13 protein-coding genes are annotated in these 16048 nt (G+C 69.6%); 8 read left to right on the top strand and 5 right to left on the bottom strand.

The genetic code is table 11. From position 1 onward, the window contains the following. Window positions 1–231: 231 nt before the first annotated feature. The 3 genes from TBR22_RS06255 to TBR22_RS06265 form a co-directional block, all read right to left on the bottom strand. Window positions 232–1251, bottom strand: coding sequence for a helix-turn-helix domain-containing protein (locus tag TBR22_RS06255; protein WP_239492103.1), 1020 nt, complete (start codon window positions 1249–1251; stop codon window positions 232–234). 307 nt (window positions 1252–1558) lie between these two features. Then, complete coding sequence (gene ligD / locus TBR22_RS06260; protein WP_239492104.1) at window positions 1559–2437, bottom strand: non-homologous end-joining DNA ligase; 879 nt, start codon at window positions 2435–2437, stop codon at window positions 1559–1561. Beyond that, window positions 2434–3375: a hypothetical protein gene (locus TBR22_RS06265; RefSeq protein ID WP_239492105.1), complete on the bottom strand. Its 942-nt coding sequence runs from the start codon at window positions 3373–3375 to the stop codon at window positions 2434–2436. Before TBR22_RS06265 ends, ligD begins: the two co-directional genes overlap by 4 nt. Window positions 3376–3485: 110 nt before the next feature. On the opposite strand from TBR22_RS06265, the gene TBR22_RS06270 reads away from it, so the two are divergent. From TBR22_RS06270 to TBR22_RS06295, 6 genes are all read left to right on the top strand, one after another. Then, window positions 3486–4088 carry a hypothetical protein gene (locus TBR22_RS06270; RefSeq protein ID WP_239492106.1) on the top strand — a complete coding sequence of 201 codons (603 nt, stop codon included), beginning with the start codon at window positions 3486–3488 and terminating at the stop codon, window positions 4086–4088. Between the two features lie 59 nt (window positions 4089–4147). Next, the gene (locus tag TBR22_RS06275) at window positions 4148–4609 is read left to right on the top strand and encodes a Smr/MutS family protein (RefSeq protein WP_239492107.1); all 462 of its coding nucleotides are present in this window, start codon (window positions 4148–4150) and stop codon (window positions 4607–4609) included. A 149-nt stretch (window positions 4610–4758) separates the two neighbouring features. Continuing rightward, a complete protein-coding gene (locus tag TBR22_RS06280) occupies window positions 4759–6702 on the top strand; it encodes a DUF5060 domain-containing protein (protein WP_239492108.1) in 1944 nt (647 codons plus the stop codon). A 1-nt stretch (window position 6703) separates the two neighbouring features. Beyond that, the gene (locus TBR22_RS06285) at window positions 6704–7747 is read left to right on the top strand and encodes a Gfo/Idh/MocA family protein (RefSeq protein ID WP_239492109.1); all 1044 of its coding nucleotides are present in this window, start codon (window positions 6704–6706) and stop codon (window positions 7745–7747) included. A 10-nt stretch (window positions 7748–7757) separates the two neighbouring features. After that, on the top strand, window positions 7758–9233 hold the full coding sequence (locus TBR22_RS06290; protein WP_239492110.1) for a winged helix-turn-helix domain-containing protein: 1476 nt from the start codon (window positions 7758–7760) through the stop codon (window positions 9231–9233). A 93-nt stretch (window positions 9234–9326) separates the two neighbouring features. After that, a complete protein-coding gene (locus TBR22_RS06295; protein ID WP_239492111.1) occupies window positions 9327–9860 on the top strand; it encodes a hypothetical protein in 534 nt (177 codons plus the stop codon). A gap of 40 nt (window positions 9861–9900) precedes the next feature. Here TBR22_RS06295 and TBR22_RS06300 read toward each other — a convergent pair whose 3' ends face one another. Further along, complete coding sequence (locus TBR22_RS06300) at window positions 9901–10836, bottom strand: DUF1259 domain-containing protein (RefSeq protein ID WP_239492112.1); 936 nt, start codon at window positions 10834–10836, stop codon at window positions 9901–9903. 160 nt (window positions 10837–10996) lie between these two features. On the opposite strand from TBR22_RS06300, the gene TBR22_RS06305 reads away from it, so the two are divergent. Further along, window positions 10997–11803: a hypothetical protein gene (locus TBR22_RS06305; RefSeq protein ID WP_239492113.1), complete on the top strand. Its 807-nt coding sequence runs from the start codon at window positions 10997–10999 to the stop codon at window positions 11801–11803. A 150-nt stretch (window positions 11804–11953) separates the two neighbouring features. Further along, complete coding sequence (locus tag TBR22_RS06310; protein ID WP_239492114.1) at window positions 11954–12484, top strand: hypothetical protein; 531 nt, start codon at window positions 11954–11956, stop codon at window positions 12482–12484. Window positions 12485–12523: 39 nt separating this feature from the next. On the opposite strand, the gene TBR22_RS06315 is transcribed toward TBR22_RS06310, so the two are convergent. Further along, window positions 12524–15934 carry a TonB-dependent receptor gene (locus tag TBR22_RS06315; protein ID WP_239492115.1) on the bottom strand — a complete coding sequence of 1137 codons (3411 nt, stop codon included), beginning with the start codon at window positions 15932–15934 and terminating at the stop codon, window positions 12524–12526. Window positions 15935–16048: the final 114 nt, after the last annotated feature.

Genomic DNA, 16048 nt, shown 5'->3' on the forward strand with positions numbered 1-16048 from the left:
CAGAAGCCGTGCATGCGACTGCAGCGCCATGCTCTCGCTGGCGGCGTTGCGGCGACTATGCAGTTTTCGTCAGGCGCGGGAAGAGGCGGGGACGACAGGTGTCTTTGTCAGACGATGCTTACACGCGGGGCCGCGGGAAGGCCTGCACGCGGCCGCCGACAGGAGAGAGGTGCGAGAGAGGTGTTGCCGCCAGGAAGGCGGGGGACACGCGGCCGGCCCGGGATCGGCAGGTCAGCGTCGGTCGGCGAGGACGACGTGGGGCGAAGGGAGCCAGGGCTGGCGCGCGGAGGCATCGACACCGAATGCCTGTTCGTGGGTCCGGCGCAGCGTCTCGCTGGGCAACTCGCCGTAGCGCTGGTGGTACAGCGCCGAGAAGCGCCCGAACTCCACGAACCCCCACCGGAGCGCCACCGCGGTGACGGTGGCCGAGAGGCCGGGCGTGCGCAGGGTGCGACGCACCCGCGAGAGCCGCAGCCCCGTCGTCAGGGCCTTCGGGCGCATCCCGTACAGTTCGAGGAAGCCGCGTTCCAGCGTGGAGTAGCTGGCGCCCGTGAAGGCGCACAGGTCGCGAATCGACGGCACCTGGTCGGTGCTCTCCTGGAGCAAGGCATAGGCGCGACGCGCCACCTCGCGGCGCCCTGGCACCTCGCGTGGCGGGCCGGGCGGGCGCGCGTTCAGGAACAGACCCTGGACCACTTCGGCCTCGAGGATCCGCGCCGCCTCGCCGTCGGTGAGGATGGCCGGGTCGCGGTGGGCGATGTCGAGCAACTGCGCACAGGTGTCGAGGAACCTCGCACGGTGCGCCTCGCTCAGGAAGTCCAGTCGTTCCGGGGCCTGCGCGACCAGTCGCGGCTCGTGCCACAGGTCCGCCGCGTACCGCTCCAGCGTGTCGTTGGCCAGCACCACGGTCAGGAACCGGGCGCCCGCCCGACACACGCACTCGAAGCCCTGGCCGCTCGAGAGCAGCCCCGGATGCTGCGTGTCCATGACCTGACCCCGCTGCAGCATCGGACGCGATTGGTCGAGGGGAATTCCCATGACGACCGAGCCGCGGGGGGCCTGGCCCTGCGAGGTATACGCCGCCGAGTGGGCGATGTGCCCGACCTGCAGCGACGGCGTCATGACCAGGAACGCGTCGCTGTGGCAGGTCGCCTTCAGGGGCTGATGGACCAGCGACCAGCCGGCGGCACACTCGTTCAACTCGTCGAACTCGTTGGTGACGATGTCGACGATTCGACAGCCGGGAAGCACCTGTACACGCGAACCCCGGGTCCTGGTGTTCACGGCCGTGGAGACCTGAGTGCGTGCCGGAATTCCGGAAAAGGCCGGGAGCATGGGACGGTCAGCAGTATAGAGCGTTCATTGTCGAGAATGCAGGTGGCCGACGTCCATTACACCTTGGAATACAAACGTTTCGGCAGAAACTCAGCGTCTCGTGGGACGCGTCGGGTGGCTCGGCGGCTGTCAGTGCCTGATTTGTATCGTTTCAGGACAAAGCTCGGGTGGCAAGCGGGTGCCGCGATTCCGGCAGCCTGACGCCGGCGAGCGCCGCACCAGGCTAGGCTGACAGCCTGGTTCTGACGGCCGCCACTGGCCCCTTCAGCGACTGCCCGCCGGCCTGCAGGTCGGCCCACGGATCGCCGACCGCATCCATCCGGTCGCGCATCGTCCGCAGCGTGAACGACCCGGGATGCACCGTGCCGTCCTCGATCTCCTCCCACGTGCAAGGCGCTGACACCGCCGCCCCCCGCCGGGCCCTGAGGGTGTAGGGCGCGGCAAACGTGGCGCTGTAGCCGTTGCGCCCCGTGTCCATGTAGATCCGGCCGCCGCGATCGGCCTTGGCGAACTCCTGCGTCAGGGTGTCGGGCGCGAGGCGAACGGCCAGCCGGCCCACGGCATCGGCAAATCGCGCCGCCTGCCCCGTCGTGCTCTTGCCGTCGAGCGGCACGACGATGTGGAAGCCCTTGGAGCCGGTGGTCTTGATCCAGGAGCGCAAGCCGAGTTCCCCGAGCAGGTCGCGCAACGCCAGCGCCGCCGTTCGCACGCCCGCCGCATCGTCGTCGTTGGCCGGGTCGAGGTCGAAGACGCAGAGGTCGGGGCGATCGAGGTGCGGCCGGCGCGCCGGCCACACGTGCTGCGTGATCGTGTTCTGGTTGGCGACCCACAGGAGCGCTCGCAGGTCGTCGACCACGGCGTGGTGCACGACGCCGTCCTTCTTGGCCACCTCCACGCGCTCCAGCCAGGGCGGGAAGCCCTTCGACACGTCCTTCTGCCAGAAGCCCTTGGCGCCGATGCCGGCCGGGTAGCGCTCCATCGTGATCGGGCGGCCGCGCAGGTGCGGCAGCATCACCGGGGCCACCGCTTCGTAGTAGGCCGCGACGTCGCCCTTGGTGATCCCGTCGTCGGGGAAGAGCACCTTGTCCGGATGGGTGATCACGACTCCTCCTTCACGACGTCGTGCGGGGCCTTGTCGTGGCGGACGCCGATCAGGCGGGGGTGCCGCAGCTTGTCGTTGGCGGTCCACTCGAGGAAGGCCACCTGCACGATGACCTCGGGGCGCACCCAGTGGGCGTGGCGGGGCAGGCCGACGGCCCTCGTGAACGGACTGGCGTCGATCAGCAGCGCGTCGAGGCGCGCGCGAAGGTCGAGCAGCAGGCGCGTGTCGAAGCCCGTGCCGAGCTTGCCGGCGAACACCAGATCCCTCGCCAGATCCCGTGGCACGCCCTTCGACGCGCGGCCACGTCGTGTTGCAGCCTCGTGTGGGGCGTAGAAGCCGATGAGCAGCGCGCCGAGTCCGACGCGCGAGCCCTGCGGGTCGGTGAAGCCGCCGACGACGAACTCCTGCGACCGCTCCACCTTCATCTTCAGCCACAGCTTCGAGCGGCGGTGCTCGTACGGCGAGCCGCGCCGCTTGGCGATGACGCCTTCCCAGTGCTCGCGGCGCGCACGGTCCCACGGGTCGGCGTCGTCGAGCACCTCGACGCGGCGCAGCGGTTCCCTGAAGGGCAGCGCGGCGAGGCGCGCGAGTCGATCCTCCAGGGGGAAGCTCGTGAGCAGGGCGCCGTTCATCCAGAGGACGTCGAACACGTGGTAGCTGCTGTGGCCGTCCCAGGCGACCTCGCCGTCGAGGATCAGCTCACGCGCGGGGAGGCGGGAGACCGCGGCGGCCACGGCCGGCAGGTGCTGCGGCAGGCGGTTGCGCGAGAACAGCTGCACGTCGGTGCCGCGCTTGTAGGCCAGCAGGCGGATACCGTCGAACTTGCGTTCGAACAGCCAGTCGCCGCCGGCGCCGAACCGCTCCTGCGTGAGGGTGGCGGCCATCGGCTCGAGCCACTCGGGCATCGCGAGGTCTGGCGACGATGGGCGCGTGGGCATGGTCATCGCATGATGGTGGCGACACTGGTGCCGGCCATCGAGGACAATCGCCTCGTGTTTCCGGCCGAACCGTCGGGTTGCAGTGTGCGGGCCAGCGACAGAGGTACCACATGACGCGACCGAGTACGACATCGCGCGTGTTCCTGCTGTCGCCAGCCAATGCAGGCGGGCCACGCGGACGACTCCTGCAGACGTCGCCGAACGTGCCCCTGGCGGCGCGACTGCGGGCCGGCGAGCGCGTGCCGATCGGCGAGTTGTACGCGTTCATCAGCGCGCTGTACTTCCGCGGCAAGCTGGCCTATGCCGATCGCTTCGCGGCCGGGCGCAGCTTCGTCATCACGCCATGCCTGGGCTTGCTCGAGCCCGCCACGCCGGTCGGCGCCGACGAGTACGAGGCGCTGGCGCGCGTGCCGATCGACACCGGCGAGCCGCGCTACCTCGAGCCGCTGCGTCGCGACGTGGTGCGGCTGGCCCGCGACGAGGCTGGCGAGGTGGTGCTCCTCGGCAGCATTGCGTCGCCCAAGTACACGCAGCCGTTGATCGACGTGCTCGGCAGTCGCCTGGTCTTTCCGGCGACCTTCGTCGGGCGCGGTGACATGAGTCGCGGTGGCGTCCTGCTGCGGGCGGCGCGGGCGGGCGAGGAGCTCGAGTACATCCCGGTGGCGGGGGCGGTGCTGCGCGGGACGCGGCCGCCGAAGCTGCCACGCGCCTGACTCGCGCTCGCCAGGCCGACGTGCGATCCCGGCCGTACGTGACACAATCGCGCCCGGCCATGGCGTTCGCCGTCGGGGAACAGGTGCTGGTCGTCTCGCTCAATCGCCGCGGGGCGATCGTCGAGGCGCGAGGGCAGGCCTGGCGCGTGCTGGTCGGCGGCCTCACCATCACCTGTCGAAGCGATGACCTGCGCGCCATTGCCCCGGCCTCGAAGGCACGCCGCGGCCGTGTCTCGTCGGCGGCTCCACCCCCGGCGTCGTCGGACGCGCCCCGTTCGACGTCGAGCGACGCGCGTTCGTCCATCGATCTGCACGGCCTCACGACCATCGACGCGCGCGAGGCGCTGCTCAGGCACCTCGACGTGGCCCTCCGGTCAGGCGACACCCTCGTCGAGGTCGTACACGGGATTGGCACCGGCCGCGTCCGTGCCGCCGTCATGGCTGCCGTGAAGGGCCTTCCGTCGGTGCGGTCGGTGCGACCGCATCCCACCAACAAGGGCGTGCTGCTGATCGACCTGTAGGCGTTCATGCACCACCGGACGAGACGAACGCGCACCGCGGTTCCGCATCCGTCGTCCGACTGCGCTCCGTGCATCCGGGTGCTGTTTGACTACGGATGCGGTGATGGATACGCTGCCGCGCGTTGCGCGGACACGCGAAGGAGCGATGCATGGATTGGCGGCTCTGGTCGACGACGCTGCTGGCGGCTCTGGCGATCGGTGCACCGCAGGCACCACGCGTGAGGGCGCCTCTCGGGGGTGCTGAGATCACCGGTGAGTTGCGCCAGTGGCACACCGTCACGCTGACGCTAGACGGACCTCGTGCCGACGAGCGCGACAGCGATCCCAATCCCTTCCGCGACTACCGGATGACCGTGCGCTTCACGCACGAGTCCGGCGCCCCCGTGTACAACGTGCCCGGCTACTTCGCCGCCGACGGCAACGCGGCGAACACCTCGGCCACCGCCGGCACCAGGTGGCGCGCCCACCTGTCGCCCGACAAGCCAGGACGGTGGGAGTGGCGTGTCAGCTTCGTGCGTGGAACGGATGCGGCCATCGAACCCGTGGCGGCAGCCGCCGCGACACCGGTCGCCTCGGTCGACGGCCGATCCGGCTCGTTCCTCGTCGGAGCGACCGACAAGACGTCGCCGGACTTCCGCGCCCGTGGCCGCCTGCAGTACATGGGCTCTCACCATCTGCGCTTCGCAGGGACGGGCGAGTACTTCCTCAAGCTGGGCACCGACTCTCCGGAAACGCTGCTGGCCTACGCCGGGTTCGACGACACGACGGCCCTCAAGCCAGCGGTCCCCCTGCACCGGTACGAGCCACACGTCGCCGACTGGCGCGCAGGTGACCCGACCTGGAAGGGCGGAGAGGGAAAGGGCCTGATAGGAGCCCTCAATTATCTCGCCTCGAAGGGCGTCAACTCGGTGTCCTTCCTGACCTACAACGCCGGCGGCGACGGCGACAACGTGTGGCCGTTCGTGTCGCGAGACGACAAGTGGCACTACGACGTGTCGAAGCTCGATCAATGGCAGGTCGTGTTCGATCACGCGCAGCGCCGCGGGCTCCACCTGCACTTCAAGCTGCAGGAGACGGAGAACGACGACAACTACCGGGGTGACTATCGCGACGGGCGCCCACCGGGCGGAGTCGACTCGTCGGCCGCGCAGGGCCCGGACCGCGTCGTCGAGTCGCTCGACGGCGGCGCACTCGGTCCCGAGCGGCGGCTGTATCTGCGGGAGATCGTCGCGCGCTTCGGCCACGCCCTGGCACTGAACTGGAACCTCGGCGAGGAGAACACGCAGAGCACGCCACAGCAGCGCGAGATGGCGGCCTGGATCAGGAGCCTGGATCCCTACGGACACCAGATCGTCGCCCACACGCATCCGCACGGGCAGGACCAGATCTATCCGGGCCTGCTGGGCGAGCAGTCGGTCCTCACCGGGGTCTCGCTCCAGAACGACTGGAAGGCCGTGCACACCCGCACGCGGCAGTGGCTCGACGCGTCGCGCAAGGCCGGCCGCCCCTGGGTGGTGGCCAACGACGAGCAGGGCGATTCACTCTCCGGCGTGCCGCCCGATCCGGGCTTCGAGGGATTCGCCGGCAAGGACTCCCGCGGCCGGGTGGTCCAGACGGTCGACGACATCCGCAGGATGACGCTCTGGGGCAACCTCATGGCGGGTGGCGCGGGCGTCGAGTACTACTTCGGCTACCTCCTGCCCGAGAACGACCTGGTTGCGGAAAACCTGCGCAGTCGCGAGCGGAGTTGGGCGTTCGGTCGCATCGCACTCGACTTCTTCCGCATCCATCGCATCCCGTTCTGGACGATGACCAACGCCGATGCCCTGGTCGGCAACGCGACGGGCGACAACAGCAAGTGGTGCCTGGCCAGGGCAGGACGGCTGTACATCGTCTATCTGCCGACGGGCGGGACGACGACGCTCGATCTGCGCGAGGCCACGGGCCGCTTTACGGTGGCGTGGTTCGACCCGCGTCGAGGTGGTCCTCTCAGGAAGGGCAGCGTCGCGATGGTCAGCGGTGGCGCCAGGGTGGCGCTCGGAGAGCCGCCCGACAGCCCCACCGAGGACTGGGCCATCGTCGTGAGGCATTGACGTGCGACGTCCACTGCGGGGCGTGGGCATCGGCGCGGGCTACTTCGCGCCGTTCCAGTACGAGGCCTGGTCGCGGATTCCGGAAGTCGAGATCGTCGCGCTGGCCGATCTCGGTGAAGAGCGGGCCCTGCCGATCCTCCAGAGGTACGGCGTGTCGCGCTACTACGCGGACTGGCGGGAGATGATCGATCGCGAGGCGCCGGACTTCGTCGACATCATCACGCCGCCCGACACCCATGAGGAGATGTGTCGTTACGCAGCCGATCGCGGCGTCCACATCATCTGCCAGAAGCCGTTGGCGCCGACCCTCGAGACAAGCCGCCGCATCGTCGAGCACGCCCGGGCCGCTGGCGTGCGGTTCATGGTGCACGAGAACTTCCGGTGGCAGCCGTGGTACCGCGCCATCAAGCAGGTGCGGGAAGCCGGCACGATCGGCGAGTTCACGCACGTCGCATTCATGATGCGGATGGGGGACGGCTGGGGGCCAGACGCCTACCTGTCGCGTCAGCCGTTCTTCCGCGACTATCCGCGCCTGCTCGTCCACGAGACGGGCGTGCACTTCATCGACACGTTCCGCTTCCTGCTGGGGGACATCGACAGCGTGTTCGCGCAGCTGCGGCGCCTCAATCCGGTGATCGCCGGCGAGGATGCCGGCCAGGTGGTGCTGACGTTCGCAAACCGCGCCACCGCGATCTGGGACGCCAACCGCTACAACGAGGGCGAGGCCGAGTTCCCGCGGTATACGTTCGGCACGTTGCGCATCGACGGCACGCGCGGACACCTGACGATGGACGCCGACGCGACCATCCGGCTGAAGCCGCTGGGTGAGCCGGCGCGCGAGCTCGACTACGCCAGGGCGAACGTGAACTTCGCCGGTGACTGCGTGTACTTCCTCCAGCGGCACTTCGTCGAGTGCATGTTGTCGGGTGCCGAGTTCGAGTCCAGTGGTGTCGACTATCTGAAGACCATCGAGGCCGTCGAGGGTGCCTACGCCTCCGCGGCGTCGGGCCAGGTCGTCCGGTTGGGGGAGGCCCTGCAGGCGTAGAATCCTGCGGGTGCTCGAGTTCGGACCTTTCCGGATCGACTGCCGGACCTACGTCCTGACCCGCGACGGCGCCACGGTGCCGCTGTCGCCGAGGCTGGTCCAGGTGCTCGCGTGCTTGGCCGAGGCCCGCGGCGCGCTCGTCACCCGCGAGCAGTTGCTCGAGCGCTTCTGGCCCGACGTGATCGTTGCGGACAACACGCTGACCCGGGCCGTCGCCGACATCCGCATCGCCCTCGGTGATGCCCCTGCCGCCCCCACCTACATCCAGACGCTGGCTCGCCGCGGCTACCGCTTCGTGGCGCCCGTTGCCGATGCGGCGGCACCACGCGCAGCCGCCCACGCCGGCGTCGTGCCGGTTCCAGACGCGATGGCCGGCCTCGAGCCGTTCCTGGCGTGGGAGCGGGGGCGGGCCGCGATCGAGTCGTTGAGCGTGGCGGCGCTGCCGTCGGCCGCCGAGGCGTTCAGCCGGGCGGTGGCCGGCGCGCCGCACTATGCCGCCGGCTACGCGGGCCTGGCCAATGCCCACGTCTTCCGCTTCGAGGCGACGCGGGTCGACAACGTGCCCGACGTGGAGGCCCTGTCGGCGGCGGTGGCTGCGGCGACGCGTGCCACCGAACTCGATCCGACGCTGGGCGAAGGATGGGCGGCATTGGGCCACGCGCTGGCCGGGGCCGGGCAGGCCGAGCGAGCGCGTGCCGCGCTGCGGCAGGCGTTGGCGCTGGAGCCGCGCAACTGGCGGCATCACTACCGACTGGCCGCCTGCAGTTGGGGTGAGGACCGACTGCGATCCGTCGAGCGCGCCGAGGCGCTGCTGCCCGGCTTTCCGTGGACGCAGACGCTCGCGGCGATGGTGCTGATCGCACGGCAGTCGTTTGCGTTCGCGCGCCAGGCCGCCGAGCGGGGCGCCGCCGCGCCGGGCACGCACCGCGATGGCCGCCTGCATCCCCCCAACGGGCTGCTCTGGATGCGCGGGCTCACGTCCCTGGCCAGTGGCGCTCAGGCCGACGCGCTCGACGACTTTCGCGCCGAAGCCGCCCTTTCCGCCGCGGGTACGAGTGTCCATGCGCGCGAGTGCTCGGTCATCGCGCATGAGGCACTGGGCTTCGTCCACCTCGCGACGGGAGATGTCAACGCCGCCCGCGTGGCCTTCCACGCCGCGGCTGCCGCATCGCCCGGCCACGGTCGCGCCCTGCTCGGGTTGGCGATCGCCGACGGGCGCCGCGCCGACGCCGTCAGCCGCGTCGGGCCTGCCGTCGAGGAGATGGGGCGCGTCGGCAAGCTCGGTGAGCGGACGCTCGTGCTGGCTGCGGCCCATGGCTGGGCCGGACGCGCCAGCGACGGGCTGGCGCTGGTGGCCGACGCCCTTGCCGGTGCGTCGTCCGACCCACTCGGCTGGAGCCTCCCCGCCGACGCCATGTTCGCGCCGCTCCGCGCGGCCGACGGCTACGACCGCGTCGCCGCCCGGCTGGCCTCGCGCGCCTCGTAGGCAGCGCACCGGCGGCATCTCACCGTTTCTCACATCGCGGCGCACGACTCGGCCCGCACGTGGACGCTACCGTCGCGTGACAGGAGGGTCGCCATGGTCCGCAGTGTGTGCCAGTCCCTGCTGGTCCTCGTCACCGTTGCCGTGTTCAGCCCGACGCTCGCCGCGCCGGCGTGGGCCCAGTCGTTGCCGGCCCCCGACCCGCCGGTCTTCACCTCGCCGTCGCAGGTCATCTCGGGCAATCCGTTCGGGTTCCTCGTGAACCTGGTCAACGCCGAATACGAGCGCCGCGCCGGACCTGGCGTCACGGTTGGCGTCGGCGGTTCACGAGGGGACTGGGGCGCCATGAACGGACGCGCCTACGTCAACGGCGACGTCTTCGTGCGCTACTACCCCGGCGGCCAGGCGTTCAAGGGGCGATCGTTCGGCGTCAAGGCCGGGATGACGCAGTTTCCCGGGGACGGCGGCAGCTACTTCGGCATTGGCGTCGATGCCAACCAGACGTGGATGCTCAACCCGCACTTCGCCTTCAGCACCGGCTTCGGCCTGAAGCGCCTGATCGGCATGGAACGCAACGAAGGGCCGCTGTTCATCCCGACGCTGCGCATCAACCTCGGCATCGGCTTCTGAGAAGCCTGCGCCGTCTGACGAAGGCTCGAGAACCCCGGCGCTACCGGGCCGGTGCCGCTGCCGGGGCCTTGCCGATCACGTCGAGAGCCGCGCGCACCCCGCGCGCGAGTCGCTCGGCAGGTCCGGTGCCCAGGTAGTGCAGGAAGATCACCACCGGCTGCGTGCCCGTCATGTGGTGATGGATGGCGACGATGTCGATGCCGTTGCTGCGGAGTGCCTTCAGGACCGGCGTCACTTCGTGTTCCAGCATCGCGACGTCGCCGGCGACGATGGCGTCGGCATCCGAGCCGCTGAATGCCGCCCAGGTGTTCAGGCCCATGCGCGCGTTGATCGTCGCGCCGTGCTCGCGCAGGACGATGTCGGGTCGGCCGATCGTGAACTTGTGCACGACCCCTGACTGCTCTCCGGTGTGTCCGATGATCGTCGTGAGTGCTGCAACGTCAAGCGGCGGCGCCGCAGCGGCGGTGGCAGGCGGTCGGCTGGCTGCCGCGGCCATGAACTTGTCGACGAGCGCGATGGCCGGGCGCAGGCGCGTCGCCAGGTCGGCGGCGGCGCCCATCCCGTGGACGTGCATGTAGAAGATGCGGGGCTGCTCCCAGAAGAAGTGGTTGTGCAGCGCGGTCACGTCGAAGCCGTTGTCGAGCAGCGCCGACATCACCGGGTTCACCTCGTCCTCGGTGAGCACGAGGTCGCCCATGAGGAAGTCGTGGCCGCCCTCGCCCTTCGTGAGCGCCACCCACCCGCCGAAGCCGAGCGGCGTCGGGACGGCGCGCCCGCGGATCGTGACAGCGAGGTCGCTGCGCGGGATGTTGACCTTCAGCACGCCGTCCTTGAAGTCGCCGGTCCTGCCCAGCGTCTTCAGCACGCCCTGGTAGTCGTCGGGCACCGCCTGCGCCGACGCCATCGTCGTCGCCGCGCACAGCACCAGGGCCAACCCGCCGCATCGCCACGCGCTCATCGCGTCCCTCCAGGTCATTTGCCGCCATCTTCCGTCAACGGCCGCGGAAACGCCAACGCGGCCGGAGTCGCACGTCGAGTGCGGTCCGGTGACGGGGCGATCCCATTGGTCGTCTCGGACCACCACTCCAGCACATCCGCCTTGCGCTTCGCGGACCGCGCGTGCTGCGCTCCAGGTCATGCGCACAGTGATCCTGGCCTTCACGATGGGCTTCGCGCTGCAGCAGGCGTCCCTCGTGCCGGTGGACCTCGGCGACGCCGTGACGACAGGGCGCGTCGTGACGCGCGGCGATCTCCAGGTCGTCACGCGGCGGGTCGACGGCGCGTCGCAGATCGCCGCGAGGCGTCGTGTTGGCGGCGAGTGGCGCCCGTGGGAGATCGTGGTCGCCGCGCCACCCGGTCAGATGGCGCTGGCATCGTCGCTGTCGCCCGACGGCACCCGGCTCTACTTCGAAGCGAACATGCGCACGCCCGCGGTGGCGGGACGCGACGACTCGGACGCGTGGGTCGTCGAACACACGGCGGCCGGCTGGGGACAGCCGCGCCCGATCGGCGCGCCCTGGGACACACCGGCCAACGAACACGCGATGTCGACGGCCACCGACGGCACGGTGTGCCTGAACTCGACCCGAGAGGGCGGCCGCGGCGCCAACGACATCTACTGCAGCCCGTCGCTAGCCTTGTCGCCCACGCTCGTGAGTGCGCTCAGCTCCCCGGCGCAGGACGCGTTCCCCGTGCTGTCGGCGCGTGGCGACGTGTTGATCTTCGCGTCCAATCGCCCTGGCGGCTTCGGCGGGTGGGATCTCTACGCGTCGCGTCGAGAGGCCGGCACCTGGGCGCCGCCAGTCAACCTGGGCGCACCCGTCAACACCGCTGCCGACGAACTGAACCCCTGGCTCGACGACCAACGCCTGGTGTTCGTGCGGACCCGGGACGCCGCGCGCGAGGTGCTCGTGCAGGCGCCGTGGGCAATGCCGGCCCCCTGACACCCTGATCGTGCCGCGAAGGGCGAGCCAGCCTGTCGCCTCGGCGCGAGGCTTTCCGATCCTCCTGATAGCGGCCGAGACGAGCCGCGCGCCGTTCCGGCACTGCGGGCCGGGACGGGAGCCATCACTCGCAGTCATCAGGAGGCACCCATGTCTCGCACCCTCATTCGCGCGTTCGCGTCATCCATCGTCACGATCGCCCTGCTGTCTCCCGGCGCCTCGATCGGCGCCGCCGCCCAGGAGACGGGGTCGGCGCTCGGCCTGGCGCGACCCGGCATCGCCGCGCGTATCGAGCGCCCGGCCACCGAGGTCGTGGAGAGCGCCGGCAAGAGCATTCCCGATCCGCTCACGGCGCAGCGCACGGAGTCGTTCCTCAACGAGACCATCACGACCACCAGGGCGGGGCGCCTGCTGATCACCAAGTCGATGGAGCTGACGACGACCTGCACCCCGACCAGCGGCGTGATCTACTTCCTGGTGGTGGACGGCGTTCCCCTCCGGAACAGCGCCACCTTCTCGCGGACCGGAGTGACGGGCCAGATCACCGGGGTGACGACCGACATCGTCGCGGCCGGCGCCCACACCATCACCGTGGGCCTGACGTGCACGGTGCCGGGGGCGTTCCCGTCGGGCGCCACGGTGACGCTCATCGGCATCACGTCGGCCATCGTGCTGCCGTGAGCGCCGGAGCACGTGAGCACGGCAGGGTGGGCGGCACGGCTACCACAGCACCTTGACGCCCAGCTGCATCTGCCGTGGCGCGTTGGCCTGGCCGGTGACGATGCCGAACGAGGCGGACGTCACGCTGGTATTGGGCGCGGAGAACTGCACCCGGTTGAACGCATTGAGCGCCTCGACCCGGAACTGCGCGCGCACCCGCGAGGTGATCTCGAAGGTCTTGAAGATCGAGAGGTCGAAATTGCGGACGCCGTGCGCGCGCAGGAGTGGCGAGAAGATCGGCTCGTTGCCGAACGTGAACGCGGCCGGCTGGCTGTAGACGCTCGTGTCGAACCAGCGGTTCAGGCGCTCTTCGGGCGGGCCGTCGAGCCGCGGGTCCGCGCCGTTGTTGTTCGGCTGCGTGCGCGCCCCGAACACGCCGGCCGTGTTGTTGGCCGTAATCGACAGCGGCGTCCCCGACTGGAACGTCGTGATCCCGTTGAACTGCCAGTTGCCGATGATGGCGTTCAGCCAGGTCGGGGCACTGGCGAAGAACCGGCGGTCGCGCCCGACCGGGATCTCGTACAGGTAACTCAGCACGAAGCGGTGGGTGATGTCGTACGAGGCCAACGCCCAGCTCGCATCGACGTTGTAGCTGTCCTGGTGGCTCATGCCGATCTCCTCGGCCTTCGCGAGGGTGTAGGACCCCTCGAACATGAACCCGCGCGACAGGCGCTTGCGCCCGGTCAGCTGCAGCGCGTTGTAGCGAGACTCCGCGCCCGCGGCATACAGCGGCACGACGTCGGTGAACTGCGGGTAGGGTCGCAGCAACTGCCCGCGCGCCACCGTCGGCGACGCCAGCACGCCGTTGTTGACGATGCCGTAGAAGGGGTTGGGGACCTGCTGATTGAGCTGTGAGCCGAGCGCCATGTACTGGGGATCGAGCTGGTTCAGGCTGAGGCCGCCTTCGCCCACCACCGACAGGTCGTAGCCGCGCGTGCCGACGTAGGCCGCCTCGACGAACAGGCCCCAGGGCAGCTCGCGCTGGACGTTGACGTTGTACTGGATCGTCCACGGCGAGGGCGTGTCCTGCAGCGGCGCCTGCAGGTTGGCGCCGGCCTGCGTGAGCAGCCCCTGCGACGATCCGGGCGAGGGCACGAAGCCGTTGGGATACGGATTGCGCAGCAGGTTGTACGGCGTGATGCCGTCGATCGAGGTCACCCACAGGTTCTCGGTGCGGAAGCCGAACGGCCCCACCGTGCCCTGCGCGCCCTGGTTGGACGGCCCGAAGATGTGACTGTAGCCGGCCCGCACCACGGTCCTGTCGTCCAGCTGATACGAGGCGCCGAGGCGCGGCGCGATGTTGTTGGTGTCCCAGTTGTACTGGTAGCGGCTGTTGCCGTCGACGCCGACGAACACGACGCCCCCCTGCAGGTTGGAGAAGCCGGGCACCTGCTGCGCCAGCGGCGACGGCGCATCCGGGTCGAAGTAGTTCATCCGGTCGAAGCGTTCCGTGCGTGGCACGTCGATGTCGTAGCGCAGCCCGAGGTTCAGGGTCAGCCGGGAGTTCACGCGCCAGTCGTCCTGCGCGTAGAACGCCCAGTAGAAGCTGTTGGCCGCGACGTTCTTCCAGTTCTGGATCAGCACGTCGTTGGGCTGCCCGAAGCCGAGCAGGAGCGAGGCGAGCCCGTAGCCCGCCGTGCTGCTCGCGGTGGTCGGGTTGGGGCCCTGCGTCTCGTTGGCGCGGAAGTTGAAGGTGCCGGCGCTGCGCGCCTCCCACACGTTGACGCGGAACATGCGCCCCTCGAAACCGCCCTTCAGCGTGTGCGCCCCGCGCGTGTGGGTGAGGCTCGCTGCCGTCGTGTAGCTCATGAACGCGTTGTAACGATGGTCGTTGCCGCCGAGCGGCACCATGCCGCTGACGCCGAAGCGCGGGAACATCTCGCGGTCGACGTTCTGGTCGATCGACACCGGCAGCCCGAGACTCGACGGCTTGAACCCCAGTCCCTGGTTGTCGAAGATGAACAGCGTGCGCGCGAAGCCGAGGCGGGCGCTCAACTGCGTCGTGTTCGACATGGTGCGGCTGTAGTCGATCACCGCGTTGTGGGCGAGGTTCTGCTCGTTGACCCGGCCCTCAGCGACGGTGATCTCCTCGGGGAAGAACTTGGCCGGCGCGCTGAACGTCTTGCGGTACGAGTAGCGGATGAACGATCGCGCCTTGTCGGAGAGGTTGTGGTCGACGCGCGCGTCGAAGTTGTCGACGTTCAGCCTGGCCGTTCCCGTCGCGAAGTAGTTCTGCGCCCCGGTCACCGGGTTGCCCGGCTGATTGGGCAGTGGGTAGTAGTTGAGCACCTGTCGCGCCACGGGATCGATGCGGTCGGCAGGGATGACGTTGTTGGGGAACGGATCGCGGATGAAGCCGCTGCCCGACGGATTGGCGCGCGTCGTGAACGGGTCGAAGATGCGGATCAACTGGCCGTTCTGGGCATACGTCTGCGAGAAGTCGCCGTTGCGCTGGGCCAGCGTCGGCACCGTCGTGATGGTCTGCGACGCGCTGTCCTGGCGCAGCCCCTCGTACGAGGTCATGAAGAAGGTCCTGCCGCGGCGGATCGGGCCGCCCGCGACGCCGCCGAACTGGCTGCGCTGGAAGTCGCCCAGCGGCGTGCCGGCCTTCTCCGCGAAGTAGTTGTTCTCGTCCAGGGAGGAGTCGCGGAAGAACTCGTAGGCGCTGCCGTGCAGGTCGTTCGAGCCCGACTTGTAGACGACGTTGAGGACGCTGCCCAGGCTGCGGCCGTACTCGGCCGGGTAGTTGGCGCCCATCACCTTGAACTCCTGGATGGCGTCCACCGACGGGAACACCGAGATGCCGGTGAAGCCGTTGACCGTCGGGAACGACGCGGTCACCCCGTCGATGACGGTATCCATCATCGTCGGCCGCGCGCCGTTCACGCTGTAGCTCATCGAGTTGTAGTTGTTGCCGATCGAGCCGGCGACGCCTGGGGTGAGGAAGATGAGCGAGTAGACGTTGCGGGTGTTGAGCGGCAGTTCCTGAATGCGCCGGTTGTCCACCAGCTTGCCGATGGTGCCCGACGTCGTCTCGAGTGACAGCGTGCTGGCGCTGACTTCGACCGACTCGGTGAGATCGCCGACGTCGAGCGTGAAGTCGGTGACCACCGTGGACGCGATCGTCACCACGACATCGGTGCGCACGGCAGACTTGAAGCCCTGGAGCGTGGCCTCCACGCGGTACTCGCCGGGCGGCAGCGGGAGCGACGTGAAGCGCCCCTCGAGGTCGGCGATGACCGAATCCTGCCGACCGGTCTGTTGGCTGGTGATGTTGACGGTCGCCTGGGGAAGGGCAGCGCCGCTGGTATCCCTGATGGTGCCGACGATCGTGCCGGTGAACGATTGAGCAGACGCGAGTGACGGAGCCAGCACGAGCGCAGCTGCCGCCACGATGGCGATGAATCGCATTGGACCTCCTCGGGGCGAGGAGGAATATACGCCGGTCGTCGGCCGTCGCGCACCTGGCTGCAGCCAGGCGGCACGGCCGAGCGGACGCGCCGCCTGCTGCATGCAGCCGGGGTG

Origin of the sequence: Luteitalea sp. TBR-22, from assembly GCF_016865485.1 — a bacterium.
Taxonomy (GTDB): Bacteria; Acidobacteriota; Vicinamibacteria; order Vicinamibacterales; family Vicinamibacteraceae; genus Luteitalea.